This is a genomic window from Microbulbifer mixtoriginis (SeqCode) (genome assembly GCF_052467705.1).
In genome coordinates, this window is sequence record NZ_CP174322.1 from 1,864,077 (window position 1) to 1,886,992 (window position 22,916).

Below are 22,916 nucleotides of genomic sequence, written 5' to 3' on the forward strand. Positions count from 1 at the left end.
CAGCCCGAAATAGAATGGACCTCTTGTACCACTTTAGTTTCTTACTAATTTAATGAGTTTTTGGTCCTTAATCATGTTTGGGGAAGCCCCTAAGTACGGCGAGAAAAGCATCGCCGAAACGTTCCAATTTGCTATCGCCAACACCGGAGACGGCCAAGAGTTCACTGTGGGTTTGCGGGTGTGCTTTAACCATTCCGCGCAAGGTGGCATCGTGAAAGACGACATAAGGCGGTACCCCGCGCTCTTCGGCCAGTTGTTTACGGCAGCTGCGAAGTGCCAGCCAGAGGGGCTCCTCTCCTGGCTCTAGATCTTCTAGAACTGCCGTATTTCGGGTTTGCGCGCGAGGGGCTTTCTTGGGGAGTTTGCGCAGTTGTAGTTTTTCCTCTCCGCGCAGTAATGGGCGGCAGTTTTCTGTGAGTTTGAGCCCCTGGAATTCACCTTCAACTTCCAAATAGCCTCTTACAATTAATTGGCGCACCACAGCCTTCCACTCACTGCCGCTGAAATCCTTGCCAATGCCGTGGGTAGTGAGTTGGTCATGATTGAACTTGCGAACCTTTTCATTATCTGAGCCGCGCAGCACGTCAATGACATGACTGGCACCAAAGCGTTGTCCTGTGCGGTAAACGCAGGAAATCAACTTGATAGCAGCTTCGCTGCCATCCCAGGTAGCGGGTGGCTCCAGGCAGATATCACAGTTGCCACAGGGTTGCTCGAGGGTTTCAGCAAAATAATGCAATAGTGCCTGACGTCTGCAGCTGGTCATTTCGCATAGCCCCAGCATGGCATTGAGGCGTGTGCGTTCATGGCGTTTGTGCTCTTCACTACCTTCGGAAGATTCCACCATTTGTCCGAGTTTGACTACATCTTCCAGGCCATAGAGCAGTAATGCTATAGAGGCTTCTCCATCGCGTCCCGCTCGCCCGGTTTCCTGATAATAGGCCTCGACGCTTTTGGGCAGGTCTAGATGCACAACGAAGCGCACATCCGGCTTGTCGATACCCATACCGAAAGCAATGGTTGCGACTACGATTACCCCTTCCTCGCGTAAAAAGCGACGCTGATGTTCTGCGCGGGTCTCCGCTGGCAGGCCCGCATGATAAGGCAGGGCGGTATAGCCCTGCTGGCTGAGCCATTCGGCGGTATTTTCCACTTTGGCGCGGGACAAACAGTACACGACGCCTGCTTGGCCTTCCTGTCCATTTTTTAGAAATTGCAGGAGCTGTCGTCGCTGGTTGTCCTTGGGCTCGATCCGGTATTGGATATTCGGCCGGTCGAAACTGCTCACAAAGTGTCGGGCGCTTTCCAAATCGAGGCGCTGGGCGATCTCCGCGCGGGTGCGCTTGTCGGCCGTGGCAGTCAGCGCTATGCGCGGTACTCTGGGGAACTGCTCGTGCAAACAGCTGAGTTGTAGGTAATCAGCGCGGAAGTCATGGCCCCATTGAGAGACACAGTGAGCCTCATCAATGGCAAACAATGAGAGTTCTACTCTCTGGAGAAGAGCCAAGGTTCTGGGTTGTAGCAGGCGTTCCGGGGCCAAATAGAGCAAGTCGAGTTCGCCGTAGAGCAACTGGTTCTCAATGGCCTGGGCCTCGTCATAGGAGATGGAGGAGTTGAGGTAGGCGGCTCGAATACCGGCTTCCTGCAGGGCTTCCACCTGGTCCTGCATCAGGGCAATTAGTGGAGAGATCACCACGCCGCAACCGGGCCTGGCCAAGGCAGGAATCTGGTAGCACAGAGATTTGCCGCCTCCGGTGGGCATAAGTACCAGGGCGTCATCGCCGGCCATTAGTGTATTGATTACCGCTTCCTGAGGATCGCGGAAGTGGGTATAGCCGAAGACGTGTTCGAGAATATGTTGTGGGGAATTCATGGCGGCGGAGTATACCGCGCGTAGCGACTTTGTGCGGTGGGTTTTAGGATGGGGTTGCCTTGAAATACCTTGCAATGGCAGCTTAGGAGTTGTGACTGAATTCACGGGTTATAATCACATCTCACCCCGCATCTCATCACAGCGATCGCCTAAGGATAGGTCTATGCGCACATTGATCGTGCTTTTTGTGTTGTGGTTGACAGTTCTGGCCGGGCTTTCCGGCTGTTCCTCTAGTGCTCCGCGTAGTTTTGCGCAATCTGTTGTAGCGGATACTCATCTGGGCTGGCGGCCAGCACCGGAGAATCAGTTAGTTTTCTCCCTGGCGACAGTTTCCGGTGTTGCGCAGGTTGAGCTGCAGCCGTTACCGGAGCAATTTACTCTGGTAACTTTGGAACTCCCCGGCATGCGCAATGTGGAGGGGATTCAATGGCAGGGTGAAGAGGGGGAATCCACCATGCTTTACGATGGGCAAGCCGGGCTTGATGGCGTCAGCTTGCAGAGTCGTGATCATGGCTTTCGGCTGCAGTTGCAGCTCTCCTCTATGGACTACTTGCGCAATGGTGGTGTGCTGACGGTGATAGACCGCAGGCGCTAACTTTATTGGACTGCGCTTTTTCTAAACCCCAGCCCTTCAGGCCGGATCAGGTAGAGTTGTTTCCAAAATTTTCCTGTTACCCAGAGCCCATTTCGCTTCTTATCCCAGGCGATCCCATTGGCAACCGTGTCAGGGTGTTTACGGACATCGGGATTTAACCGATTCAGGTCAACAGCACCGCGCACTTCTCCGCTTATGGGGTCTATGGCGATGATGCGGCTGTCTTGCCAGATATTGGCCCAGATCAGGCCCTCGGCGAATTCCAGCTCATTCAGATTCGACCAGACCTCCCCGGCGCCATGTACCTTGAGCTGGCGCTTGACTTCAAAAGTATCTGGATCGCGGTAGGTCAGTTTATTACTGCCATTACTCATAATCAGGGACTCGCCGTCACTGGTAAGGCCCCAACCCTCGCCGTTGTATTGCTTAACCTCCAAATGTTGTAGGTTGCTGGCATTGTAAATATGCAGCTCACCGGCTTTATAAGTCAGTAGGTAGAGCTTATCGCCCAGAACAGTAAGACCTTCGGCAAATAGTCTGCCCGGCAACCACTTTCGCCTTACAGGTTTTTCACTGGGGTCGGTATACTCGGCAAGCCAGGAACGACGGTAAAGGCCACTGCTTTCCCACCAGCGCTGGCCATCGAAATAAAGCCCCTGGGTGAAATGATTCCCACCACGTTGACGCTCCTCCAGAATGGAGAAGGGGGTTGCCTTCAATTGTGCTTGTGCTGCTATTGGCAGCAGGCAGGACAGGCAGGATAAGAGCAGCAGTATGTAGCTGCGGATAGTAAGTCGGTACATCAATTATTTATGACCAGAGTAAAAACCTTTGTCACCTTGACCCTTTTGGGTGGTTTGGCGGTAGTGCTGCCCATCGCAATCTTAGTACTTTTATTCCAGTGGCTGTTTGGCCAGGTCAGTGAAATTGTCGCCCCCGCCGTTACCTGGCTGGAAGCCCATACGGAGTTTAAGGATACCCTCGCCAGACTTGTGGTGATAGCACTGATTCTTGGGGGCTGTTTCTTGATTGGTCTATTGGTAAAGACCAGCATTGGTAACTGGCTACATCGCCATGTTGACCACTGGCTCGGTCGCCTGGCACCTGGGTATAGCACTATTAAAGATTTGGTTGTGCAATTTATTGGCGGTGGTGGTGAGGGGGTACTTTCCGGGCCTGTGGCTCGGGTGCGTATCCACGGTGCAGATAATCCGCTTGCGGTAACGGCGATTGTGACTTCTCAGCATGCCAATGGTGAGATGACGGTTTACGTGCCAACGGCTCCAGTACCCACTTCGGGTTTTGTTTTCCATGTGCCGGCGGAGTGTGTGGAAATACTGCCCGGTGTTAGCGTTGAGGCTGCCATGAAAACCATCGTGGCCTGTGGCGCCGGTAGCGCTAGCCTGCTGGCCCCACCGGGGAGGCCTCAGGCAGAGAAAGCTTAGGGAGGGGGCGTTTAAAAGCTTTGCGATAAGAGGAGCCTAAGCCCCACTCGACTAGCGATTTTTACCCAGGTTGCGGATGGCAAAGCGCGCTGGATGCAGGGCTTTCGCCAGATCTGCGCTAACAGGTAGAGGCCCGCCCATAATCCAGCTGGCGAGTACTTCGGCGGTTAGCGGTGCGTAGGTAAAACCGCGGGAGCCCAGGCCGCCCATTACATAGAGTCCCGCCTGATAATCTGAGTGCTCGGGGATGAATAATTTGCGGTTTTTACGCAAACTTGCGTAAGTGTTGTCCATGGATGCCCAGTCGGGAATTGGTCCGGCAACTGGCAAGTAATCCGGTGTAGCGGCGCGCAGTGCGGCGCGGCCATTGAAATCCTGGCTGGAGAATTCCTCGGCAAAGTGTGGCAGCAGTTCTGCCAGTGTCTGCAGGTTTTCCTTGTGTTCACTTTCACGTAACTCTGTGGCGGTTTCCTTGAGCTTGAAGGTGGCGCCGAAGCTTTGGCGCCCCTCGTGGGCCGGAGTGATATAGCCTTCACCACAGAGGGCAATTTTTAATTTTGCGGAGGTCTCTGTGGCGCGCACTCGGGAGACCTGGCCGCGTATTGGCCGCAGGGGCAGTGCTGCAGCCGGTGCAAAGCTGCGGATATCATTGGCCCCACAGAGAATGACCGCTTCAGTTTCTATTTCTTTGTCTTCGATACGCAGGAACCACTTGCCATATTGGCGCGTCAGTGTTTCTACTGTACTGCCCTGATATCGAGTGATGTTTCGGTGTTCCAGTAGCGCAGCACATACCTTTTGGGGTTCCAGCCAGCCTGCATTGGGGAAGTAGAGCCCGTCAAAAGGAAGATCTACGCCGGCGAGCTGACAGGCCTCCTCACGAGTAACTATTCTGGCCAGGTTTTGCCCTTGGTGTTCTGCCAGGCTAGCGGCGATCTGTTCCTGTAGCAGCTTTTCCCTATCACTCTGAGCCAGTTGCAAGAGGCCGTTAAAATGTGCGAGCTGCGGGCATTGTTGCTTGTAATATCGCTGGGCGAACATCAGGGCATGCAGGTTGAAGTCTCCATTTGGGCCCGGTTTGGGGGAGAGCTTGCCGTAGAGTATGCCCTGGTCGTTGCCGGAGCCGCCGCTGCCGGGGGCAGGTCCGCGCTCAATAATTTGTACTTGTACACCGCGCTCTGCGAGTGCTCTGGCAATGGTGGCGCCGGAAATACCGCCACCGATCACTGTGGCAGATTGCGGATGCTGTGCTTCGGTGCTGGGTAGGTGCCAGGGGGTGCTGTGCTGCTGGCAGTCGTGTAACTGCTCCAGGGTGCCGCACAGCATTTCCCGCTTGCTGCCAAACCCCGCTACTTTGCGCAGGGCGAAGCCCGCCTCTCGCAGTCCACGCTTAACCAGCCCTGCGCAGGTAAAGGTGGCGAAGGTAGCACCGGGGCAGCTCAGGTGGGACATATTGGTGAACAGCTCTTCTGTCCACATGTCCGGGTTCTTGGCCGGCGCAAAACCATCCAGGAACCAGGCGTCGATGTAGCGATCGCGATTCTCTTGATGTAAGCGCAGGCTATCCAAAGCCCGGCTGGCCTCCCCAATAATCAGAGTTAGTTTTACTGGGCCGAACTGTAGGCGGTGAATACCTTCGGCTAATAATGGTGGGTAGGCTTCAATCAGTGGCTGGGAGTAGGTCTGTAGTTGTGGCCACAGTGCTAGGGCACGCTGCAAATCCTGGGGGTGCAGGGGGAATTTCTCCACACTAACAAAGTGCAGCTGTGCACTTTTTGGAGCGGTTTTCTGCCATAGCTCCCAGGCGGCGAGAAAGTTTAAGCCGGTGCCAAAGCCGGTTTCGCCGATAGTAAAAGTGGCATTCTCGCGCAGGGTCTCCCAGCGTTCCGCCAGGGCATTTTGTTGCAGGAATACGTAGCGAGTTTCCTCCAGACCGGAAGCTGTGGAGAAATAGATATCGTCATAGGCGAGGGACAGGGGTTGACCGTCTTTGCGCCATTGGATGTCCGCGTGTTTGCCGGATTTGCTCACTTCACTACTATCCTTAGGCTCCGTCCTTAAGGCCGAATTCATGCATTACCTGGTCACACCAGCGGCCAATACGCTCTTCACTGAGGTCAAATTCATTCTCTTCATCGAGGGCGAGGCCGACAAATTGGCTGCCATCTTCGGTCAGTCCTTTGGATTCCTCAAATTCATAGCCTTCGGCAGGCCAGTAACCTACCGCGCGGGCGCCGCAGGCGAGCAGTTGGGCATGCAAATAGCCCAGGGCATCCTGGAACCACTGTGGATAGCCTTCTTGGTCCCCGAGCCCAAACAGAGCAAAAGTCTTACCGCTCAGATCGAGCTCGGCCAGGTCGTCCCAGATATTCTCCCAGTCTTCCTGGAGTTCACCGTAATCCCAGGTGGGAATGCCAAATAGGAGGAAGTCGTAGCTTTCGGCCAGGGCAATATCCGCTTCGGCTACGTTGTGTAGGTTGATCCACTGGGGGCCAATGTATTGGCGGATTTTTTCTGCAGCCATTTCGGTGTAGCAGGTGCTGGAACCGTAAAACAGGCCTATTGGAGCTTGGGAGCTTGGCATAACAAAAAATTCTTACTGCTGGTCTATGGCGCCGTTGAAGTCGAGCTGTCGCCAGGCTTCATAGATCACAATGGCGGCGGCGTTGGACAGGTTGATACTGCGGCTCTCGGCGCGCATAGGAATGCGCAGGGTGTTCTCTGGACCCACCATTTGTAGAAACTCCGCCGGCAGGCCGCGAGTTTCGGGGCCAAACACAATCGCATCGCCGTCTTGGTATTCCACCGAGGTATGGCTGTGACTGCCTTTAGTGGACAGGGCCAACACCCGCGAAGGTTTCTCATTATCGACAAAAGCCTGCCAGTCTGGGTGTCGAACCACGCGGCTGTATTCACTGTAATCAAGCCCGGCGCGGCGCAGGCGTTTGTCGTCCATATCGAAGCCAAGGGGTTCGATTAGGTGTAGCTCGGCGCCAGTATTGGCGCAAAGTCGAATAATATTGCCTGTGTTCGGGGCAATTTCCGGTTGGAATAGAACAATTTTGAACATTACTTGGCGGATGCCCTGGAGCGGTACTATCTAGCTTGAATGATTTGAGCCGGGCGGTGGGCCCGGCTCCGCATGGCAGCGGATTATTCCACAATTAGAGGGGAGTGGCGATCTCCTCGCAGTCGATCTCCACCCCCAGCTCATTGGCGATCTGGTCGAGTTCGTCGCGCAGGCCATCGAGATCCATATCTTCATCCACATTGATCTTGCACTCGGCAGTAAACAGAGGCTCGCCACTCCACGGAGTACTACTGTAAGTAGTTTCCAGCTGATCCATATTGATATGGTGGGCGCTGAGTGCGCGGGATATTTCCCGCACAATACCGGGGCGGTCGTTGCCTACCAGCTTCAATGTCAGTGTCTGTTGAGGCTTAGTGGAAACGGCGATCGCGTCTTCAACGATCAGGTTATAGCCATCCTGGGCGAGGCTAGTGAGGGCGACCTTTAAGCCTTGGGTTTTGTCACCGGGAACAGCAACGCGCAATATACCGGCAAATTTTCCGGCAAAATGGGCCATATGGCTGTCTTCCCAGTTGCCACCGTTATCCGCAATGACTGCAGAAAGCTTTTCCACAACACCGGGCTTATCGTTGCAGATCATGGAGATAACGAGATGCTGTTGCATATAGTGTTCCTTTGCTTCAGTGGAGACGTATCATTTGCATTGTAATAGGATCTCGTCGGATAACTCTATCGTCCAATCTCAAAGCCATTTTTCTTTTACCGGTAACAGGTAACTTAGCGAGGGACTGTCAATGAAGGTCATTGCCGATTTGTGCGTGATACCCATGGGTGTGGGGGTGTCTGTCAGTAGGTATGTTGCGGAGTGTGAAAAAGTACTGGCGGAAGTCGGACTGACACACCATCTACATGCCTATGGCACCAACATAGAAGGGGACTGGGATACGGTGATGGCTGCGGTAAAAACCTGCCATGAGCGAGTACACGCGATGGGCGCCGATCGCATCACTACCAGTCTGAAATTGGGAACCCGTATAGACCGGGACCAGTCATTACAGGATAAGATCGACAGTGTGCGATCGAAGCTGGATTAACGATAACAACACAGGAACGATTATGACGATCAATATCAAGAAATCTCTGCTCGCTATGGCCGGCGCTCTGGCCCTGGCTGGTGGCGCCCAGGCTGCCGACTTGAATTCTGTCATTCAGGGGGATCACCGCAGCAAAGAGTACGTTGCGCGAGACCAGTACCGTAACCCGGCAGAAACCCTGGAATTTTTGGGCATTAAGCCAGATATGACGGTAGTGGAGGTTACTCCTGGCGGCGGCTGGTATACAGAAATCCTAGGGCCCTACCTGGGCAATAAAGGCAAGCTCTATGCAGCGCACTTCCCCGAGGATAGTGAGTCTTCTTACTATCAACGTTCTTTGAAAAGCTTTAAAGACAAGCTAGCTGCTGACAAGAAGGCCTATAAGAATGTCGTAGTGACCGAGTTTTCACCGCAAACCGGCCGTGAGATAGCCCCAGCAGGCAGTGCCGATGCGGTGGTGACTTTCCGTAACGTACACAACTGGATGTACCGCGGTTATGAAGATAAGGCTTTTGCCAGCTTTTACAGCGCTCTGAAACCCGGCGGTGTTCTTGGTGTGGTTGAACATCGCGCCAAACCTGGTACCAGTAAAGAGGATATGGTCAAGAGTGGTTATGTGACTCAGGAGTATGTTATCGAAGCAGCCAAGAAGGCTGGTTTTGAGTTGGAAGAGAGCAGTGAGGTCAACGCCAACCCGAAAGATAGCGCCAAGCACCCGAAAGGTGTCTGGACTTTGCCACCCTCTCTCCGCTTGGGCGATGAGGACAAAGACAAGTACCTGGCCATCGGCGAGAGTGACCGCATGACTCTACGTTTCCGCAAGCCAAAATCCTAAGTTTTAACAACCATTTACCAATACAGGTAAACACCGGGAGCGGCGTTCGTCGCTCCCATCTCACCCGGATATGAAAGTTGTATGATCATTCCCTTTGCGCAGTTGGATCCCAACACTTTGCAGAACCTATTGGAAGAGTATGCTACCCGTGAGGGCACCGAGTATGGTGAGCGCGAGGTGGAACTACCGGAGAAGGTGGCTAGCCTGCGCCGTCAGTTGCAGTCCGGTGACGTGGTAATTTGGTTCGATCCCGGAGAGGAGACAGTCAATCTGGTGCTGGCCGAGGATCTGCCTACCGATGTCTGAATACCTTATTGATGTGCCCCAAGCACCTCAAGCGCGCTTTCTGTTTGCCCATGGTGCCGGTGCGCCCATGGACAGTGAATTTATGCAGACGTTGGCCACTGGGTTGTGTGAGCAGGGTATCGAAGTGGTGCGTTTCGAGTTTCCCTATATGGCCCAGCGCCGCAGCGGAGGTGGCAAGCGGCCGCCTAACACTATGTCGCAGTTACAGGAGAACTTTAACGCCCAGATTGAGCAGTTTGCCGGTGATTTACCCCTGTTTATTGGGGGCAAGTCGATGGGAGGGCGGGTAGCGAGCCTCCTGGCCAATGACAGCTATGCGCAGGGGGTGGTTGCCGGACTTATCTGCCTGGGGTATCCATTTCACCCCCAGGGCAAGCCGGAGAAGCTCCGCACTGAGCACCTGCTAGATTTTGCCTGCCCCACTTTGATTGTGCAGGGAGATCGCGATCCACTTGGCAGCCTTGCAGAGGTGAATACTTATGGATTGGCAGAGGCTATTGAGATTGAGTGGCTGGCCGATGGTGACCACGATTTTAAGCCCCGTCGCGCGAGTGGATTTACCCAAGCCCAACACTGGCAGATTGCGGTGGATAAAGTGGCGGGGTTTATGCAGCGGTTTCCAGGATCGTGACGCGTTCTTCCCCCACTAGCAGTGGGGCCAGCTGGGCCATTTGGGCGCGTCGCTCCTCGCTGGTGTACCAGTGTTGCCAATGCAGTTCTGACTGCCATTTAGACAGGGTAAAGCGGCGCAATGGATTGCCCTTTTCGATATAGGTTTGTCCCTCGATAAAACCGACGGTGCGGTAGGCACAGGTAAGGACTCTTCGTGCGGCCTCCTCGTAGCTGCTCTGCATCTCGGCGGCAATTTCCCGCTCAATCAATACATAGATCATCATCTCCCCACAATGCGATAGGGCCTAAATGGATTTTAGCGCGGCTGTCAGCGGAAGAGTCGGCAGCCAGTTTCTAGATGACGAAGTGCGCTAAATTGCGCACAATAAATACTATGAAGTTTGATCACACCCTCGATGCCCGCGGCCTGTTGTGCCCGGAACCCGTAATGATGCTGCACTCAGCGGTGAGAAATGTTGCCGATGGGGAAGTATTGAAAATGATGGCCACCGATCCCTCGACGCAGCGGGATGTGCCCAAGTTCTGCCAGTTTCTCGGCTATGAGCTGGTGCAGCACGCAGAGGAGAACGACGAGTTCGTGTATTGGATCAAGAAAGCGGAATAGTTGGTCAGATAGCGCCCCGGTCCCGCTTCGACGGCACCGGGGGCACACTCCCGAATAAGTTTTGTACTGACTCTATGGCCTGTTAACTCTTATGGCGCCGTTACTAGAGCGGCGATCGCGGCTAGTGCCTCAGGGTCCTCAGATTTGATCTTGTTGGCGATATGATGTTGGAAGAAGTAGCGAAAGCCTTCACTCTCCTGTGCTGGGTATAGACAGTGATCTCCCGGTAGTACCGGAGTGGTCTCAACGACATCGTGATCGATCAGCATACCGTGAATAACGCCGTCGGCGTGCAGCCTCCAGCTGATGACCTCGATCAGTGTCAGGTTCTCCCTGTCCTTATCCATAAACACCGCATGGGTGCCGATGGTATCGGGAATCTCCTGCAGAACTTCCTCGGGTTTGCTGCTCTCAAACTCAAAGTATTCCGCCGCAGTCTCCAACTCGACGACTTTGTGGATTGGGGGATGGTGGAAGATGTCTTCAATACCGGGATCGTAGTAGCCTTCGAAGCGTCCGTCCAAAGGGTCCTTGATATCTGGACAGGCCACTATGGTGTTTAACCAGGGAACGAGGCCAACGACCTCGCCATTCGCTTTAAGCCCCCAGCAGAGTATTTTTAAGCTGTATAGGTCTGTACCGCTGGAGTTGTTGGAGTAGAGCATTTCCAAGCCGTCTAGCTCCGGCGAAAGGCGAATAAAGCGCCTGTCCGCAGAAGTTTCGATCGGCTCGCCGGTGAAGAGGTCAACCACATTGTTGATGCTGTGGTCTGTCATGGAACACCTCCTGGCAGGGCCGGTTATATACCGTCTCCGATCAGATCAAGGTGCGACTGCCAAGGCCCTATCTCTGAAAGAAGACCGGGGCAGGAGGGTATTTGACTGCATTAGACCCCTCCTCGGGGAATACGCTGAAAAGGCAGGTGTTCAGCGGCCTCCCTGTGAGTAAAGGTATATGTTGATTTCCGGAAATACAACCGGCCCGCTAACGCCTGCAGAAACGGCGCGGCTTTGATCGAGGCGCTCCCGTTGATATAGTCCCCGCCTTTGCGGTATCCCGGAGAATATCTTGCCCGTCACTCACTTAGAAATGGCTCCAGTTTCTAATACTCCCCTAGCAGCCAGATCCACTGCCGAGCGTATTGTGGCGGTCTTCAATCGCTGTTTTTCCAGTCCAAAAGGGCTAAATACCCGACTTTGCGGCGGTTTTTCCGAACCTTACTATCGGCCCGCCGGGGGCCAGCAGGGCCATCATCAGGTCGAGTTCACTCTCGACTATGCGGCCAGCGCACTGCACGAGGTGGCCCATTGGTGTGTGGCCGGTGAGGCCCGCCGGCAGTTGCCCGACTATGGCTATTGGTATGCTCCAGATGGGCGCAGTGCCGAGCAACAAGCAGAATTCGAGTTGGTGGAGGTCAAACCCCAGGCGCTGGAATGGATTTTCGCCCGTGCCTGTGGCCTCCGTTTCCGTGTCAGTGCGGACAACTTGGAGAGTGGCCTTGGTCCCAGCACCAGTTTCAAAGAGGCTATTTGGCGCCAGGTTCAGCGCTATTGTGCGGAGGGGCCCAATGAGCGGGCGCGTACTTTCGCTCTTGCGCTCGCAGGGGCGTTTACTCAGCCAGATCCATTGAGCGGCGATGACTATAAGCTGCGGGAGCTGTCGTGAGCAGTTTTCTCGTCGACTCTTCTGTCTATATCTTTCGCTATTACTTCGCTTTGCCACCCAACTGGCAGAGTCGCAGTGGTTACGACACAGAAGCGGTCTACGGCTTCACCAATTTCCTGCTGGATCTTTTGGCGAGAAATCCACGTCATATCGCCTGCGCTTTCGATGAATCTCTCGGCAGTTGCTTCCGCAATACGCTTTACCCGGACTATAAATGCAGTCGCGCATTGCCAGATGAAGCCCTGGCCTTTCAGTTGGCGGCCTGCCGGGAGATGGCGGAAGCCCTGGGTATCGCCAGTTTCTCCAGTGAGCGTTATGAGGCGGACGATATTCTCGCCAGCTTGACGCGAAAACTGCGCAATCATGCCCCAATCATTGTGAGTCGGGATAAAGATCTGGGGCAGTTACTGGCTCGTGGAGCCTCCAGTCTTTGGGATTTTGCCGCAAACCAGCATATGGACAGCGCGGCCATCGAGCAGAAGTTTGGGGTAAAACCCGCGCAGATTGCCGACTACCTGGCGCTGGTGGGTGATAGCAGTGACGATATTCCCGGAGTACCCGGCATTGGGGCCAAGACTGCGGCGCGATTGCTGGGCGAGTTTGATGATGTCGAAGCGCTGTTGGCACAGCAAGAGAGAGTGACAACACTGCCCATTCGGGGTGCGAAAGGGCTCGCCCAGCGGCTGGAGGAATATTCCGACCAGCTGCGCTTGGCAAAACGCCTGGCAAGCCTGGTGGAGGATATCCCCCTTGGCATTAAGGTGAGTGATTTGCGTCCGCAACCTGTGGATGTTGAATTGGCCACGGCTCTGGCCAAGGAGTTCGGGATCGGCGGGCTGGCAGGAAAAATGGAGCGCACACTGTTGAGCGCTGAAGGAGAATCTACATGAGTGAAAGCCACGCACAGGGCGTTGGCCTCAAGATTGTTGCCGATGAGAATATACCGGCACTGGAGCAATATTTTGGCGATCTGGGTACGCTGGTACGCTATCCGGGCCGCACACTGACGCGCGAGCAATTGATTGATGCCGATATCCTACTGGTGCGCTCCGTCACACGAGTGAATCAGAGTCTGCTGGAAGGCACACCGGTACGTTTCGTGGGCAGCTGTACCATTGGCACCGATCATCTGGATACCGATTGGATGGAGCGCAATGGTATTTACTGGAGCGCCGCGCCGGGCTGCAATGCCAACTCCGTGGTTGAATATGTATTTTGTACTTTGGCCGCCCTAGACGTGGACTGGCGCGGGCGCAGCTTTGGCATTGTCGGTTGTGGCAATGTGGGAGGGCTGCTGCAGAAGCGCTTGCATGCCCTGGGTGCGAGCTGTGCTGTCTACGACCCCTGGCTGCCAGATAACCCCGACTTTGCCCCCCTTGAGCACGTACTGAGTCAGGACATTGTGTGCTTGCACGCCCCTCTGGTTAAAGATGGGCCCTTCCCCAGTTTGCATATGATCGGTGCCGAGCATTTGGCACAGATTCGCGACGGCGCTGTTTTGATTAGTGCCGGTCGCGGTGCGGTGGTGGACAATCGCGCGTTATTACAGGTGTTACAGCGGGCAAAGCGTTTTAAGACAGTGCTGGATGTCTGGGAGGGGGAGCCGGGAATCAACACTGAGCTGTTGGAGTTGGTGGACCTGGGTAGCCCGCATATTGCCGGCTATAGCCTGGATGGCAAGCTCACAGGCACCCGCATAATTCGCGAGGCGCTCTCCAATGCGCTGGATCTGGCTCAACCAGAAAACATTGGCGCCACCTGCGATACGCAAGCTGAAGTCTCTAGAAGGCAACTTGAGCCGGTGATTAGTGGGGCGGCGCCAATAGCGAATTTGTTATTGCAAATGTATGACCCACGCGAAGATGATGCGCGCCTGCGCGACGCGGCTCGAGGGGTAGAACCTATGGCCAAGGCTTTCGACCGCCTGCGCCGTGAATATCCCGAGCGTTTGGAGTTTTCCCATTACCGCGCCGCAGCGCAAGCCCTGGGTAAAAAAGAGAGAGAAGAGTTGGCAGTACTGGGGCTCATGTGCGATTAGAAAAACAAGTTAAGAAGCTGGGTTTGATTATCAATCCTTGGGCCGGTGTTGGCGGCCCAGCGGGACTTAAGGGCAGTGATGGAGCCGAGACAGTAGCGCAGGCCCTGGCGGCTGGTATTGAGCCACAATCCCACAAGCGCGCCGCGATTGCCCTGGAGGCCTTGCTACCGTTTCGGCAGCAGCTGGAGTTTTTGTGTTTTGCCGGTGATATGGGGGCGGATACGGCTAGTGCACTGGGCTTTGCCGTGCGTGAGGTGGGTGCAGCCGAGTCCACCCCGTCAACCCCCGAGGACACCGAGAGAGCGGCAATGGCGATCCGCGACGCCGGTGCCGACCTGATCGTCTTTATTGGCGGTGACGGCACTGCGCGCAATATGACCAACGTCCTGGGTGATCACTTTCCAGTACTGGGTATTCCCGCCGGTGTCAAAATGCACTCCGCTTGTTTCGCGATTTCCCCCAAGGCCGGTGGAGAAGTTTTGCGTAAATTACTGGCCGGTGAGCTGGTGGATTTGTGTGAGCGCGAGGTGCGTGATATCGATGAAAATAGCTTCCGCCAGGGGCGGGTGAGCACTCGCCACTACGGCGAGCTGCTGGTGCCCCAGGAGGGCCACTTCCTGCAGGCAGTAAAGAACGCCGGGCGCGAGGTGGAAGAGCTGGCTGTGGCGGATATCGCCGCGGAGATTGTCGAGGAACTAGAGCCGGATACCTTGTATATCGTCGGTCCCGGTTCAACTACCTTAGCTGTCTTGAGTGAATTGGGGTGTGACGGCACCCTGCTGGGGGTGGATCTGCTCTGTGATGGCGCCCTCTTGCAAAAAGATGTGAGCGCGCCGCAGATTGAGGCAGCGATTGCCGCACACAAGAGTGTGAAAAAAAATGGTCAGGTAAAAATTATTCTCACTGCCATCGGAGGCCAGGGCCATCTGATCGGCCGCGGTAACCAGCAATTCTCCCCCAGAGTCCTAAGTCAAGTGGGTCGTGAAAACCTGGTGGTTGTCGCCACCAAAACCAAAATAACCGAACTCGGCGGGCGCCCCCTGTTAGTGGATAGTGGTGACCCCGAACTGGATCGGCAGTGGAGCGGCTTTATCCGTGTGGTAACCGGCTACCGCGATGCGATCCTCTACCCCCTAAGCAATGGAGAAGTCTGAGTGTCTACCGATTGGCAAGTGTTGCTGCAGCAAGTAGAGCCCAAGTTAGTTCAGGGCGGCGGTGACAGCCGGCGTTTGTTTCACGGGCGTGGTCGCTGTTTTACAGGCCTGGAGCAGGTTTGTGTCGATAGTTTTTCCCCTGCATTACTGGTTACTTTTTTTGAGGAGTACGAGGGGGAAGGGGAGTTGTGCGAGAAGCTCTGGCAGATGGCCGAATCATACGGTTATCAGGGGGTGGCCGCGCAGCGTCGCTATCTCCCCGGTGCACCATTGGAGTGGTTGTGTGGCGAATCGGTGGCCGCACCAGTGGCGCAGCGCAACGGTCTGCAGTTTCCACTGACCTTTGATCGTCAGAATGTTGGCTTCTTTCTGGATATCGAACCCGGCCGCGCCTGGCTTGAAGCGCAGGTGCGGGAGCGCTCGGAGCGCGCACCGGTGAAGATGCTGAATTTGTTCGCGTTTACCTGTGCTTTTTCTGCTGTGGCTCGAGCCGCTGGGGATATTGAGATCGTCAATGTGGATGTGAATCGGGGCGTTTTGAATCGCGGCCGAGAAAACCACGAGGTGAATGGCCTGTCCCTGCGGGGCATTCAATTTTTACAATTCGATGCGCTGCGCCAGTTCAAGCGCTTCGATCGCCGGGGGCCCTTTGATCTTGCTATCGTAGACCCACCCACACGCCAGAAAGGCCGCTTCGATGTGAGTCACAACTACGAAAAACTGCTGCAACAACTGCCTGCCTGCCTCGCGGATGAGGCAGACCTGCTGATGGTGATCAACTCCCCGCGCCACAGCGAAGCGCACTTTCGCGAGTTGATACTTGGTGCCGATAGCGGCTATGAAGTGGTAGAGCGACTGGCGCAAAACCCGGATTTCCCCGATCGGGACCCGGATGCCGCCCTAAAAATGCTGCACGTTAAATATCGTCGTCAGAGTTAGCGATACTAAATAGCGGTGATGCCCAAACCACTCTATTTACAGTGCGGCAAACTCCCGCATCAGGCGCTCCACCAGCGCCTGTAACTTTGCAGAGGAACCATCGCGCACGGCGCTGTTGAGCAGCTGTGCGTTACTCTGGCCAGAATGTTCTTCCTTGTTGATCAACAGCAGAAATCCCCGGTGGCTCAGTACCACTTCCTCCGCAGCTTCCTGGCGCACCAGCTGGGAGAAGTGAATGTAACCGCTCTGTTTTAACCAGCTGAGGGCACCCAGGCACGCCAGGTGCCGTGGCGAGTGCAGGCCGAATTCGTCGGGGGTGTCTGGCCCGGCAATGTCCTCTACGTAAATGGTGGAGGGCAGGGGGAACTGGCCAAACAGTGCCAGCAGAATTCTGCCGGCATCGCGATAAAAGTCGTGGATATGTAAATCGTCCAACATCAGCGGGTATATCGCTCCAAAAAGTAACCCAGCCGTTCAATTGCGTGGGAGAGGTCGTCGGCGCGGGGCAGAAAGACAATACGCAGGTGATCGGGCGCGTCCCAATGGAAAGCGCTGCCCTGTACCAGCAGGATTTTCTCCTGGCGCAGGAATTCCAATACCAGCTGTTCATCACTATCGATTTTGTGGTGGTCCAGGTGCAGCCTGGGGAACAGGTAGATGGCACCACTAGGTTTGACACAGCTGACACCGGGAATGTCGTTGAGCATGCGGTAGGCCAGATCGCGTTGCTGGCGCAAGCGGCCGCCGGGCAGTATCAAGTCGTTAATGCTCTGATAGCCCCCCAGAGCGGTTTGCACGGCATACATGGCCGGTACATTGCCGCACAGGCGCATAGAGGCGAGTATCTCCATCCCTTCAATAAAGCCTTTGGCGCGATGCTTGATCCCGCTGATGATCATCCACCCGGAGCGGAAGCCGGCCAAGCGGTACGATTTGGACAAGCCATTGAAGCTCAGGCAGAGCACATCCGGGGCCAGTTTGGCCATGGGGGTGAACTCGGCGTCGTCATAGAGGATCTTGCTATAGATTTCATCGGCAAAAATCACCAGATTGTGGCTGCGCGCCACCTCTACAATCTCTTCCAGCAAAGCCTTGGGATAAATAGCCCCGGTGGGGTTGTTGGGGTTGATCACGACAATGCCGCGGGTGCGAGGCGTGATTTTTGCTTTTATGTCCTCAATATCGGGCAGCCAGCCGGATTCCTCGTCACAGCGGTAGAGTACCGGGTTGGCACCAGCGAGATTGGTAGCGGCCATCCATAGGGGGTAGTTGGGCATGGGCAGCAGCAGCTCATCGCCATTGTTGAGCAGTGCCTGGGTGGCCATGGAGATTAACTCGGAGACACCGTTGCCCAGATAGATGTCATCAATTTCAACTCCCTGGATACCCAGGGTCTGGCACTCCTGCATAATAGCTTTGCGCGCAGCGAATAGTCCCTTGGACTCCACATAGCCCTGGGCCTGGGAGAGATTGTGGATGACGTCCTGGATGATTTCATCGGGGGCGTTAAAGCCGAAGGGGGCGGGGTTGCCGATATTCAGCTTGAGGATACGGTGGCCTTCCTCCTCCATGCGATGGGCTTGCTCCATCACCGGGCCGCGAATCTCATAGCAGACGCCGTGCAGTTTTTCAGATTTATGAATGTCCTTCATGTTGGTGCGGCAGCCCTGTAGCTTGGCAGGAGCAGCCTCAGTCGCGAGCGAGCTGCGCGATAGGCGGGATGTCCACTGGCGGCGGTTACCGCTCCTGCGAGAACGATTAAAACGGAACGAGACAGTATGGCAAAAGCAAAAGACGATAACTACTGGCGAGATCAGCTGACAGATGAGGAGTTTGAGGTCTGTCGCAAAGGGGGGACAGAAGCGCCATTTAGCGGGGAATATTGGGATGTTTTTGACAAAGGTCTCTACCGCTGCCGCTGTTGTGGCGAGGTTTTGTTTGATGCGGGAGCAAAATTCCAGAGCTACTGTGGCTGGCCCAGCTTCGATGAGGAATTTAGCGTGGGGATTATTCGAGAGCTAGCCGATAATAGTTTTGGTATGGAACGTATCGAGATTCGCTGCAGTCAATGCGACAGTCATCTGGGGCATGTGTTCGATGATGGGCCTACTGAAACCGGCCTTCGATACTGTGTTAATTCCTTGTCAGTGAGGCTGGACCAGGAGTTCAACGAAGACGGCGAAGAGGAGGGCAAGTGAGGAGAGTACACTGGAGCCGCTGGCTACTCAGGGTGCAGTGGGGGCTACTCGGGATTATTGTGCTCGCAGGCTTGGCACTGCGGTTCGGATTGTTGCGCTTCGAATTGGTCTTCATGATATTTACCTACGCGGGTGGGGCGGCACTGACTGTCGCACTGGTGAGCTTATTGGTGTTTGTCTGGGGGTCGCGCAATCACAGGCCCCAGGCGCGCAGCAATGCCCTCTGGGCTGCGTTGCTGGGACTGCTGCCAGTAGCTGTGCCCCTCATTACGGTGGGCAAAGATAATTTCAATGCGCCAAAAATCCACGATATCACTACCGATACCCGCAACCCCCCGGCATACCAAGCAGTCCTCGACTTGCGTAAGCCTTGGGACAATAGTGCCGCATACGGCGGCGAGCCTGTGGCGAGCCAGCAGCGTGAAACCGATATCTATTCCGACATCTATCCACTGCATGTCCATATGTCTGTAGCCCGCACCACTGAGCTGGCGGCGGAGGTTGCCAAGAAGCTGGGCTGGAAGATTGTGTCTTACGAACCGGAGAAGGGGCATATCGAGGCAACCGACCGAACCCTGCTGTTAGGCTTTACCGACGACATAGTGGTGCGAGTACGGCCGGAAGATGATGGTGGCTCGCGGGTGGACGTGCGTTCCAGTTCCCGTGTGGGAGTCAGTGACCTAGGGGCCAACGCAAAGCGTATTCGTGAGTTTATTGAGGAGCTGCACCTGCGTGTACTCAGCGAGCAGTACGGAGAGCCCTCTGACGCCTAAATTATCTTCCCGCAACCGGCAGTGTTAGGTAAGTATCTGACAATAAAAGAAAAAAAATTCAATTCGGGTGTTGACAGTATCCCGAACGGTACATAGAATGCGCCCCACTTCTGACGCAGAGCTACACTTTAAAACGCAGCGAAACGACAGAAGGTTTCTGGGTCCCCATCGTCTAGAGGCCTAGGACACCGCCCTTTCACGGCGGTAACAGGGGTTCGACTCCCCTTGGGGATGCCACGCGGGAATAGCTCAGTTGGTAGAGCGCAACCTTGCCAAGGTTGAGGTCGCCGGTTCGAACCCGGTTTCCCGCTCCAAGTTTCCGCTTTGCGAGATGATCTCTAGTCAGCTCACAAAGCACGCCACCGAGAAATCAGTGGCATTGCCATGGGCAGCATGGCAGCACCGGACCATAAGGTCGAAGTGCAAGTTTCTGTCCCCATCGTCTAGAGGCCTAGGACACCGCCCTTTCACGGCGGTAACAGGGGTTCGACTCCCCTTGGGGATGCCAATACGACCCGGTAGCAATGCTACCGGGTCAAATTGCGGGAATAGCTCAGTTGGTAGAGCGCAACCTTGCCAAGGTTGAGGTCGCCGGTTCGAACCCGGTTTCCCGCTCCAATTTTATTTTTGGATGGATCTTTGGCCCCATTCAAAAGTAAAGTCACCGCGAGGTGGCAAAGCCATGGACAGCGTGGCAGCACGGGACCGAAGAGGTTGTAGTGCAAAGTTTCTGTCCCCATCGTCTAGAGGCCTAGGACACCGCCCTTTCACGGCGGTAACAGGGGTTCGACTCCCCTTGGGGATGCCAATACGGCCCGGCAGCAATGCTGCCGGGCCAACACAAAACGCGGGAATAGCTCAGTTGGTAGAGCGCAACCTTGCCAAGGTTGAGGTCGCCGGTTCGAACCCGGTTTCCCGCTCCAAAATAAAAAAGCCGCTCAATCGAGCGGCTTTTTTATTTTCCGATATATTGCTTCTAAGTTTATTACTTGCACTGGTATTGCCGGAGTGCGACTGTGCACCTGGAATTCCGCCTCCGCGGCTTTGGGCTTCCCTGTGTTTCCGCCGGTTGAAATTATTCGGGCAAGCACGTTGAATGGCGCCTTCAGCATAGGAATTCACAATGACCGCCGCGCTATCTATCCATAACCTGCAAAAAACCTACGAAGGCGGCTTCCAGGCCCTGAAAGGGATCAGCTTCGAAGTGCAGCCGGGGGACTTCTTTGCTCTGCTGGGCCCCAATGGTGCAGGTAAGTCCACCACTATTGGCATTATCTGCTCATTGGTGCGCAAGACTGCCGGTAGCGTGTCGATTTTTGGTGTCGATATCGACAGTGATTTTGCCGCTGCCAAGCGTCTTTTAGGCGTGGTGCCGCAGGAGTTCAATTTCAGTCAGTTTGAAAAAGTCTTCGATATTGTGGCTACTCAGGGGGGATTCTATGGAATGCCGCGCAAGTTGGCAGAGGAGCGCACAGAGCAATATCTGAAGCAGTTGGGACTTTGGGATAAGCGACACACTCAGGCGCGTATGCTGTCTGGGGGGATGAAGCGCCGCCTGATGATTGCACGGGCGCTGATTCACGAGCCAAAACTACTGATTCTGGATGAGCCTACTGCTGGGGTGGATATCGAGCTGCGTCGCTCCATGTGGAGCTTCCTGGAGGACATTAACGCTCGGGGTACCACCATTATTCTCACTACCCATTACCTGGAGGAGGCGGAGAGCCTGTGCCGCAATATCGCCATTATCGATAAGGGCGTTATCGTTGAGAATACCTCTATCAAGTCCCTGCTGAAGACTCTCAACCGCGAGACATTTATTCTCGACTGCAGCGAATACCTAAGTAAGGCACCGGAGCTTACCGGGTTTAAATGTTGCCTGTTGGATAATCATTCCCTGGAAATCACTGTAGAAAAAGGGCAGTCACTGACAGAGGTCTTTGTCGAGCTCAAGGCCCAGGGCGTTACCGTGACCAGTATGCGCAATCGTGCCAACCGCCTGGAAGAATTGTTTATTTCCATGTTGTCCGAGGAAAAAGAAGAGGGGTTGGATTCGTGAGCGGTAAGTTGACCTGGATATCCTTCAGCACCATTTTCCGCCGGGAGGTGCGCCGCTTTATGCGTATCTGGCCACAGACCCTGGTGCCGCCGGTGATCACCATGACGTTGTACTTTGTGATTTTTGGCTCTCTTATTGGCAGCCGTATCGGGGAAATGGGCGGATACCCTTATATGGAGTTTGTGGTGCCTGGGCTGATTATGATGTCAGTGATCACCAACTCCTATGGCAATGTCGTGTCCTCTTTTTACAGTGCTAAGTTTCAGCGTAGCGTTGAGGAGCTGTTGGTCTCGCCTACGCCAAATTGGGCGGTGATGGCTGGCTATGTACTGGGCGGTGTTGCGCGTGGCTTAGTTGTAGGCCTGATTGTCACTCTAGTAGCGATGTTTTTTACTTCTCTCAGAGTCGAACACCTGGGAGTCACCATCGCTATTGTGTTTCTCACATCGGCGCTATTCTCTCTGGCGGGTTTTATCAATGCGATTTATGCCAACAGCTTTGACGCCATATCGATTATTCCCACTTTTGTTTTGACCCCGCTTACCTATCTGGGTGGTGTTTTCTACTCCATCGATCTGTTGTCGCCCTTTTGGCAAGGATTGTCGAAATTGAACCCGATTCTCTATATGGTGAACTCCTTTCGCTATGGAATCCTGGGTGTTTCCGACATTAATGTGGCCTGGGCATTTGTTGGGGTCTTGGTTTTTATTGCGCTTCTCGCCAGCTGGGGACTTTACCTGATGAGTCACGGCAAGCGATTGAGGCACTGAGGTTGAGTATGAGCAGAGAAGATTGGCAGAACCTCCCGCTGGGTCGGGAAACCGTTTACGAATCCAGCTATAACCCAGAGCTACTGCACCCGATTCAGCGATCCATTTCCCGAGCCCAACTGGGGCTGTCCGTTGGCGCCCTGCCATTTTTTGGGGAAGATGAGTGGTGGGGGTTTGAGCTCTCCTGGCTCAATACCAGAGGCAAACCCCAAGTGGCGGTGGCGCGCTTCAGCTTTCCCGCGGAAAGCCCCTGTATGGTGGAGTCCAAGTCCTTCAAATTGTACTTAAACTCCTTTAACCAAAGCCGCTTTGATTCCTGGCAGCTGGTTCAGGATACCCTGGTGCGGGATCTAAGCGCTGCGGTGGGTATGGCTGTGGAAGTGACCCTGCTGGAGGTGGAAGATATCTCCCTGGATGTGCAGAGGCCGCAAGGGTTCTGTCTCGACCAGCTGGATATTGCCGTAGAGCAATACCAGCCGGACTCGACACTGCTGGCGCTGGAAGAGATTGGTGTGGAGGTTACTGAAACTCTCTACAGCCACTTGCTGCGCAGTAATTGCCCGGTTACCGGCCAGCCGGATTGGGCGACGGTAATGGTGGAATACAAGGGGCCGATGCTGCAGCGCGAAGCGCTATTGGCCTATATTATTTCCTTCCGTGAGCATCAGGATTTTCATGAACACTGCGTGGAGCGGATTTTTTGCGATCTGCAAAACCTTGCGGACTTTTCCGAGTTAACAGTTTGTGCCCGCTATACCCGCAGGGGAGGGCTGGATATCAACCCGCTGCGCTCCACCCGTATTGAGAAGCCTCTACCGCCGCGCTTCGCCCGTCAGTAAATTATTGCTAATACAGGTGATATTGGTCTCAGGTATTTCTGTGGCCAATATCGTCAAATCCCACA

At 54.8% G+C, this 22,916-nt stretch carries 27 protein-coding genes and 6 tRNA genes; 23 read left to right on the plus strand and 10 right to left on the minus strand.

The features are described 5' to 3' along the window. Positions 1-67: 67 nt before the first annotated feature. The gene (recQ, locus tag ACJJIB_RS08250) at positions 68-1,873 is read right to left on the minus strand and encodes a DNA helicase RecQ (protein WP_444888529.1); all 1,806 of its coding nucleotides are present in this window, start codon (positions 1,871-1,873) and stop codon (positions 68-70) included. Between the two features lie 163 nt (positions 1,874-2,036). Here recQ and ACJJIB_RS08255 point away from each other — a divergent pair, with 163 nt between their 5' ends. Then, positions 2,037-2,468 carry a hypothetical protein gene (locus ACJJIB_RS08255; protein ID WP_444885514.1) on the plus strand — a complete coding sequence of 144 codons (432 nt, stop codon included), beginning with the start codon at positions 2,037-2,039 and terminating at the stop codon, positions 2,466-2,468. Between the two features lie 2 nt (positions 2,469-2,470). Here the strand turns inward: ACJJIB_RS08255 and ACJJIB_RS08260 are convergent, their stop codons facing one another. Further along, positions 2,471-3,271: a glutaminyl-peptide cyclotransferase gene (locus tag ACJJIB_RS08260; protein ID WP_444888530.1), complete on the minus strand. Its 801-nt coding sequence runs from the start codon at positions 3,269-3,271 to the stop codon at positions 2,471-2,473. Between the two features lie 9 nt (positions 3,272-3,280). Between ACJJIB_RS08260 and ACJJIB_RS08265 the strand changes: the two genes are divergently transcribed. Beyond that, entirely contained in the window at positions 3,281-3,913 is a 633-nt protein-coding gene (locus ACJJIB_RS08265) for a DUF502 domain-containing protein (protein WP_444885512.1), read from the plus strand. 51 nt (positions 3,914-3,964) lie between these two features. On the opposite strand, the gene mnmC is transcribed toward ACJJIB_RS08265, so the two are convergent. From mnmC to ACJJIB_RS08285, 4 genes are all read right to left on the minus strand, one after another. Then, positions 3,965-5,944 carry a bifunctional tRNA (5-methylaminomethyl-2-thiouridine)(34)-methyltransferase MnmC2/FAD-dependent 5-carboxymethylaminomethyl-2-thiouridine(34) oxidoreductase MnmC1 gene (gene mnmC / locus ACJJIB_RS08270; RefSeq protein WP_444888531.1) on the minus strand — a complete coding sequence of 660 codons (1,980 nt, stop codon included), beginning with the start codon at positions 5,942-5,944 and terminating at the stop codon, positions 3,965-3,967. Between the two features lie 13 nt (positions 5,945-5,957). Next, on the minus strand, positions 5,958-6,497 hold the full coding sequence (gene fldB, locus ACJJIB_RS08275) for a flavodoxin FldB (protein WP_444888532.1): 540 nt from the start codon (positions 6,495-6,497) through the stop codon (positions 5,958-5,960). A 12-nt stretch (positions 6,498-6,509) separates the two neighbouring features. Continuing rightward, a complete protein-coding gene (gene trmL / locus ACJJIB_RS08280; protein WP_444888533.1) occupies positions 6,510-6,983 on the minus strand; it encodes a tRNA (uridine(34)/cytosine(34)/5-carboxymethylaminomethyluridine(34)-2'-O)-methyltransferase TrmL in 474 nt (157 codons plus the stop codon). A 94-nt stretch (positions 6,984-7,077) separates the two neighbouring features. After that, positions 7,078-7,608, minus strand: coding sequence for a glycine cleavage system transcriptional repressor (locus tag ACJJIB_RS08285; protein ID WP_252085273.1), 531 nt, complete (start codon positions 7,606-7,608; stop codon positions 7,078-7,080). Positions 7,609-7,738: 130 nt separating this feature from the next. Between ACJJIB_RS08285 and ACJJIB_RS08290 the strand changes: the two genes are divergently transcribed. The 4 genes from ACJJIB_RS08290 (at position 7,739) to ACJJIB_RS08305 (ending at position 9,810) form a co-directional block, all read left to right on the plus strand. Then, positions 7,739-8,038 carry an MTH1187 family thiamine-binding protein gene (locus tag ACJJIB_RS08290; RefSeq protein ID WP_444885508.1) on the plus strand — a complete coding sequence of 100 codons (300 nt, stop codon included), beginning with the start codon at positions 7,739-7,741 and terminating at the stop codon, positions 8,036-8,038. A 22-nt stretch (positions 8,039-8,060) separates the two neighbouring features. Continuing rightward, complete coding sequence (locus ACJJIB_RS08295) at positions 8,061-8,873, plus strand: class I SAM-dependent methyltransferase (RefSeq protein ID WP_444888534.1); 813 nt, start codon at positions 8,061-8,063, stop codon at positions 8,871-8,873. Positions 8,874-8,954: 81 nt separating this feature from the next. Then, on the plus strand, positions 8,955-9,179 hold the full coding sequence (locus tag ACJJIB_RS08300) for a YheU family protein (RefSeq protein WP_252085276.1): 225 nt from the start codon (positions 8,955-8,957) through the stop codon (positions 9,177-9,179). Continuing rightward, positions 9,172-9,810, plus strand: a complete 639-nt coding sequence (locus ACJJIB_RS08305) for an alpha/beta family hydrolase (protein WP_444888535.1) — start codon at positions 9,172-9,174, stop codon at positions 9,808-9,810. Before ACJJIB_RS08300 ends, ACJJIB_RS08305 begins: the two co-directional genes overlap by 8 nt. On the opposite strand, the gene ACJJIB_RS08310 is transcribed toward ACJJIB_RS08305, so the two are convergent. Continuing rightward, entirely contained in the window at positions 9,785-10,075 is a 291-nt protein-coding gene (locus ACJJIB_RS08310) for an antibiotic biosynthesis monooxygenase family protein (protein WP_444888536.1), read from the minus strand. The two genes, ACJJIB_RS08305 and ACJJIB_RS08310, sit on opposite strands and share 26 nt — an antisense overlap. 74 nt (positions 10,076-10,149) lie before the next feature. Here ACJJIB_RS08310 and tusA point away from each other — a divergent pair, with 74 nt between their 5' ends. Continuing rightward, the gene (tusA, locus tag ACJJIB_RS08315; RefSeq protein WP_252085279.1) at positions 10,150-10,416 is read left to right on the plus strand and encodes a sulfurtransferase TusA; all 267 of its coding nucleotides are present in this window, start codon (positions 10,150-10,152) and stop codon (positions 10,414-10,416) included. A gap of 89 nt (positions 10,417-10,505) precedes the next feature. On the opposite strand, the gene ACJJIB_RS08320 is transcribed toward tusA, so the two are convergent. Then, positions 10,506-11,192, minus strand: coding sequence for a hypothetical protein (locus tag ACJJIB_RS08320; RefSeq protein WP_252085280.1), 687 nt, complete (start codon positions 11,190-11,192; stop codon positions 10,506-10,508). Positions 11,193-11,484: 292 nt separating this feature from the next. Between ACJJIB_RS08320 and ACJJIB_RS08325 the strand changes: the two genes are divergently transcribed. The 5 genes from ACJJIB_RS08325 to ACJJIB_RS08345 are packed head-to-tail and all read left to right on the plus strand — an operon-like array spanning position 11,485 to position 16,212. Next, positions 11,485-12,081, plus strand: a complete 597-nt coding sequence (locus ACJJIB_RS08325) for an elongation factor P hydroxylase (RefSeq protein ID WP_444888537.1) — start codon at positions 11,485-11,487, stop codon at positions 12,079-12,081. Further along, positions 12,078-12,971: a 5'-3' exonuclease gene (locus ACJJIB_RS08330; RefSeq protein ID WP_444888538.1), complete on the plus strand. Its 894-nt coding sequence runs from the start codon at positions 12,078-12,080 to the stop codon at positions 12,969-12,971. Before ACJJIB_RS08325 ends, ACJJIB_RS08330 begins: the two co-directional genes overlap by 4 nt. Beyond that, positions 12,968-14,119 carry a 4-phosphoerythronate dehydrogenase gene (locus tag ACJJIB_RS08335; protein WP_444888539.1) on the plus strand — a complete coding sequence of 384 codons (1,152 nt, stop codon included), beginning with the start codon at positions 12,968-12,970 and terminating at the stop codon, positions 14,117-14,119. Before ACJJIB_RS08330 ends, ACJJIB_RS08335 begins: the two co-directional genes overlap by 4 nt. Further along, entirely contained in the window at positions 14,110-15,273 is a 1,164-nt protein-coding gene (locus ACJJIB_RS08340; RefSeq protein ID WP_444888540.1) for an ATP-NAD kinase family protein, read from the plus strand. The genes ACJJIB_RS08335 and ACJJIB_RS08340 overlap by 10 nt, the downstream gene beginning before the upstream one ends. Next, complete coding sequence (locus ACJJIB_RS08345; RefSeq protein WP_444888541.1) at positions 15,274-16,212, plus strand: class I SAM-dependent methyltransferase; 939 nt, start codon at positions 15,274-15,276, stop codon at positions 16,210-16,212. A 36-nt stretch (positions 16,213-16,248) separates the two neighbouring features. Here the strand turns inward: ACJJIB_RS08345 and ACJJIB_RS08350 are convergent, their stop codons facing one another. Continuing rightward, positions 16,249-16,650: a hypothetical protein gene (locus ACJJIB_RS08350; RefSeq protein WP_444888542.1), complete on the minus strand. Its 402-nt coding sequence runs from the start codon at positions 16,648-16,650 to the stop codon at positions 16,249-16,251. Further along, complete coding sequence (locus ACJJIB_RS08355) at positions 16,650-17,864, minus strand: pyridoxal phosphate-dependent aminotransferase (RefSeq protein ID WP_444885497.1); 1,215 nt, start codon at positions 17,862-17,864, stop codon at positions 16,650-16,652. The genes ACJJIB_RS08350 and ACJJIB_RS08355 overlap by 1 nt, the downstream gene beginning before the upstream one ends. 126 nt (positions 17,865-17,990) lie before the next feature. Between ACJJIB_RS08355 and msrB the strand changes: the two genes are divergently transcribed. From msrB to queF, 11 genes are all read left to right on the plus strand, one after another. Then, the gene (gene msrB / locus ACJJIB_RS08360; protein WP_252085288.1) at positions 17,991-18,410 is read left to right on the plus strand and encodes a peptide-methionine (R)-S-oxide reductase MsrB; all 420 of its coding nucleotides are present in this window, start codon (positions 17,991-17,993) and stop codon (positions 18,408-18,410) included. Further along, positions 18,407-19,183 (plus strand): DUF1499 domain-containing protein, encoded by a 777-nt coding sequence (locus ACJJIB_RS08365; RefSeq protein ID WP_444888543.1) that lies wholly within the window; start codon positions 18,407-18,409, stop codon positions 19,181-19,183. The genes msrB and ACJJIB_RS08365 overlap by 4 nt, the downstream gene beginning before the upstream one ends. Before the next feature lie 161 nt (positions 19,184-19,344). Next, positions 19,345-19,420: transfer RNA gene (locus tag ACJJIB_RS08370), tRNA-Glu, on the plus strand. Position 19,421: 1 nt separating this feature from the next. Next, positions 19,422-19,497, plus strand: a tRNA-Gly gene (locus tag ACJJIB_RS08375). Between the two features lie 118 nt (positions 19,498-19,615). Beyond that, positions 19,616-19,691, plus strand: a tRNA-Glu gene (locus ACJJIB_RS08380). A gap of 34 nt (positions 19,692-19,725) precedes the next feature. Further along, positions 19,726-19,801 (plus strand) — tRNA-Gly (locus ACJJIB_RS08385). A gap of 114 nt (positions 19,802-19,915) precedes the next feature. After that, positions 19,916-19,991: transfer RNA gene (locus tag ACJJIB_RS08390), tRNA-Glu, on the plus strand. A gap of 39 nt (positions 19,992-20,030) precedes the next feature. Continuing rightward, a tRNA-Gly gene (locus tag ACJJIB_RS08395) sits at positions 20,031-20,106 on the plus strand. 200 nt (positions 20,107-20,306) lie between these two features. Beyond that, entirely contained in the window at positions 20,307-21,242 is a 936-nt protein-coding gene (locus tag ACJJIB_RS08400; protein WP_444888544.1) for an ABC transporter ATP-binding protein, read from the plus strand. Then, complete coding sequence (locus tag ACJJIB_RS08405) at positions 21,239-22,012, plus strand: ABC transporter permease (protein WP_252085291.1); 774 nt, start codon at positions 21,239-21,241, stop codon at positions 22,010-22,012. Before ACJJIB_RS08400 ends, ACJJIB_RS08405 begins: the two co-directional genes overlap by 4 nt. Positions 22,013-22,020: 8 nt before the next feature. Then, a complete protein-coding gene (gene queF, locus ACJJIB_RS08410) occupies positions 22,021-22,851 on the plus strand; it encodes an NADPH-dependent 7-cyano-7-deazaguanine reductase QueF (RefSeq protein WP_444888545.1) in 831 nt (276 codons plus the stop codon). Positions 22,852-22,916: the final 65 nt, after the last annotated feature.

Bases quoted from the DNA above. Each gene is read 5' to 3' on its own strand.
- trmL (WP_444888533.1), bottom strand. From the start codon at position 6,983: ATGTTCAAAATTGTTCTATTCCAACCGGAAATTGCCCCGAACACAGGC.
- ACJJIB_RS08355 (WP_444885497.1), bottom strand. From the start codon at position 17,864: ATGAAGGACATTCATAAATCTGAAAAACTGCACGGCGTCTGCTATGAG.
- ACJJIB_RS08350 (WP_444888542.1), bottom strand. From the start codon at position 16,650: ATGTTGGACGATTTACATATCCACGACTTTTATCGCGATGCCGGCAGA.
- recQ (WP_444888529.1), bottom strand. From the start codon at position 1,873: ATGAATTCCCCACAACATATTCTCGAACACGTCTTCGGCTATACCCAC.
- ACJJIB_RS08320 (WP_252085280.1), bottom strand. From the start codon at position 11,192: ATGACAGACCACAGCATCAACAATGTGGTTGACCTCTTCACCGGCGAG.
- fldB (WP_444888532.1), bottom strand. From the start codon at position 6,497: ATGCCAAGCTCCCAAGCTCCAATAGGCCTGTTTTACGGTTCCAGCACC.
- ACJJIB_RS08255 (WP_444885514.1), top strand. From the start codon at position 2,037: ATGCGCACATTGATCGTGCTTTTTGTGTTGTGGTTGACAGTTCTGGCC.
- ACJJIB_RS08400 (WP_444888544.1), top strand. From the start codon at position 20,307: ATGACCGCCGCGCTATCTATCCATAACCTGCAAAAAACCTACGAAGGC.
- queF (WP_444888545.1), top strand. From the start codon at position 22,021: ATGAGCAGAGAAGATTGGCAGAACCTCCCGCTGGGTCGGGAAACCGTT.
- ACJJIB_RS08260 (WP_444888530.1), bottom strand. From the start codon at position 3,271: ATGTACCGACTTACTATCCGCAGCTACATACTGCTGCTCTTATCCTGC.
- ACJJIB_RS08285 (WP_252085273.1), bottom strand. From the start codon at position 7,608: ATGCAACAGCATCTCGTTATCTCCATGATCTGCAACGATAAGCCCGGT.
- ACJJIB_RS08290 (WP_444885508.1), top strand. From the start codon at position 7,739: ATGAAGGTCATTGCCGATTTGTGCGTGATACCCATGGGTGTGGGGGTG.
- tusA (WP_252085279.1), top strand. From the start codon at position 10,150: ATGACGAAGTGCGCTAAATTGCGCACAATAAATACTATGAAGTTTGAT.
- msrB (WP_252085288.1), top strand. From the start codon at position 17,991: ATGGCAAAAGCAAAAGACGATAACTACTGGCGAGATCAGCTGACAGAT.
- ACJJIB_RS08295 (WP_444888534.1), top strand. From the start codon at position 8,061: ATGACGATCAATATCAAGAAATCTCTGCTCGCTATGGCCGGCGCTCTG.
- ACJJIB_RS08305 (WP_444888535.1), top strand. From the start codon at position 9,172: ATGTCTGAATACCTTATTGATGTGCCCCAAGCACCTCAAGCGCGCTTT.
- ACJJIB_RS08300 (WP_252085276.1), top strand. From the start codon at position 8,955: ATGATCATTCCCTTTGCGCAGTTGGATCCCAACACTTTGCAGAACCTA.
- ACJJIB_RS08310 (WP_444888536.1), bottom strand. From the start codon at position 10,075: ATGATGATCTATGTATTGATTGAGCGGGAAATTGCCGCCGAGATGCAG.
- ACJJIB_RS08265 (WP_444885512.1), top strand. From the start codon at position 3,281: ATGACCAGAGTAAAAACCTTTGTCACCTTGACCCTTTTGGGTGGTTTG.
- ACJJIB_RS08335 (WP_444888539.1), top strand. From the start codon at position 12,968: ATGAGTGAAAGCCACGCACAGGGCGTTGGCCTCAAGATTGTTGCCGAT.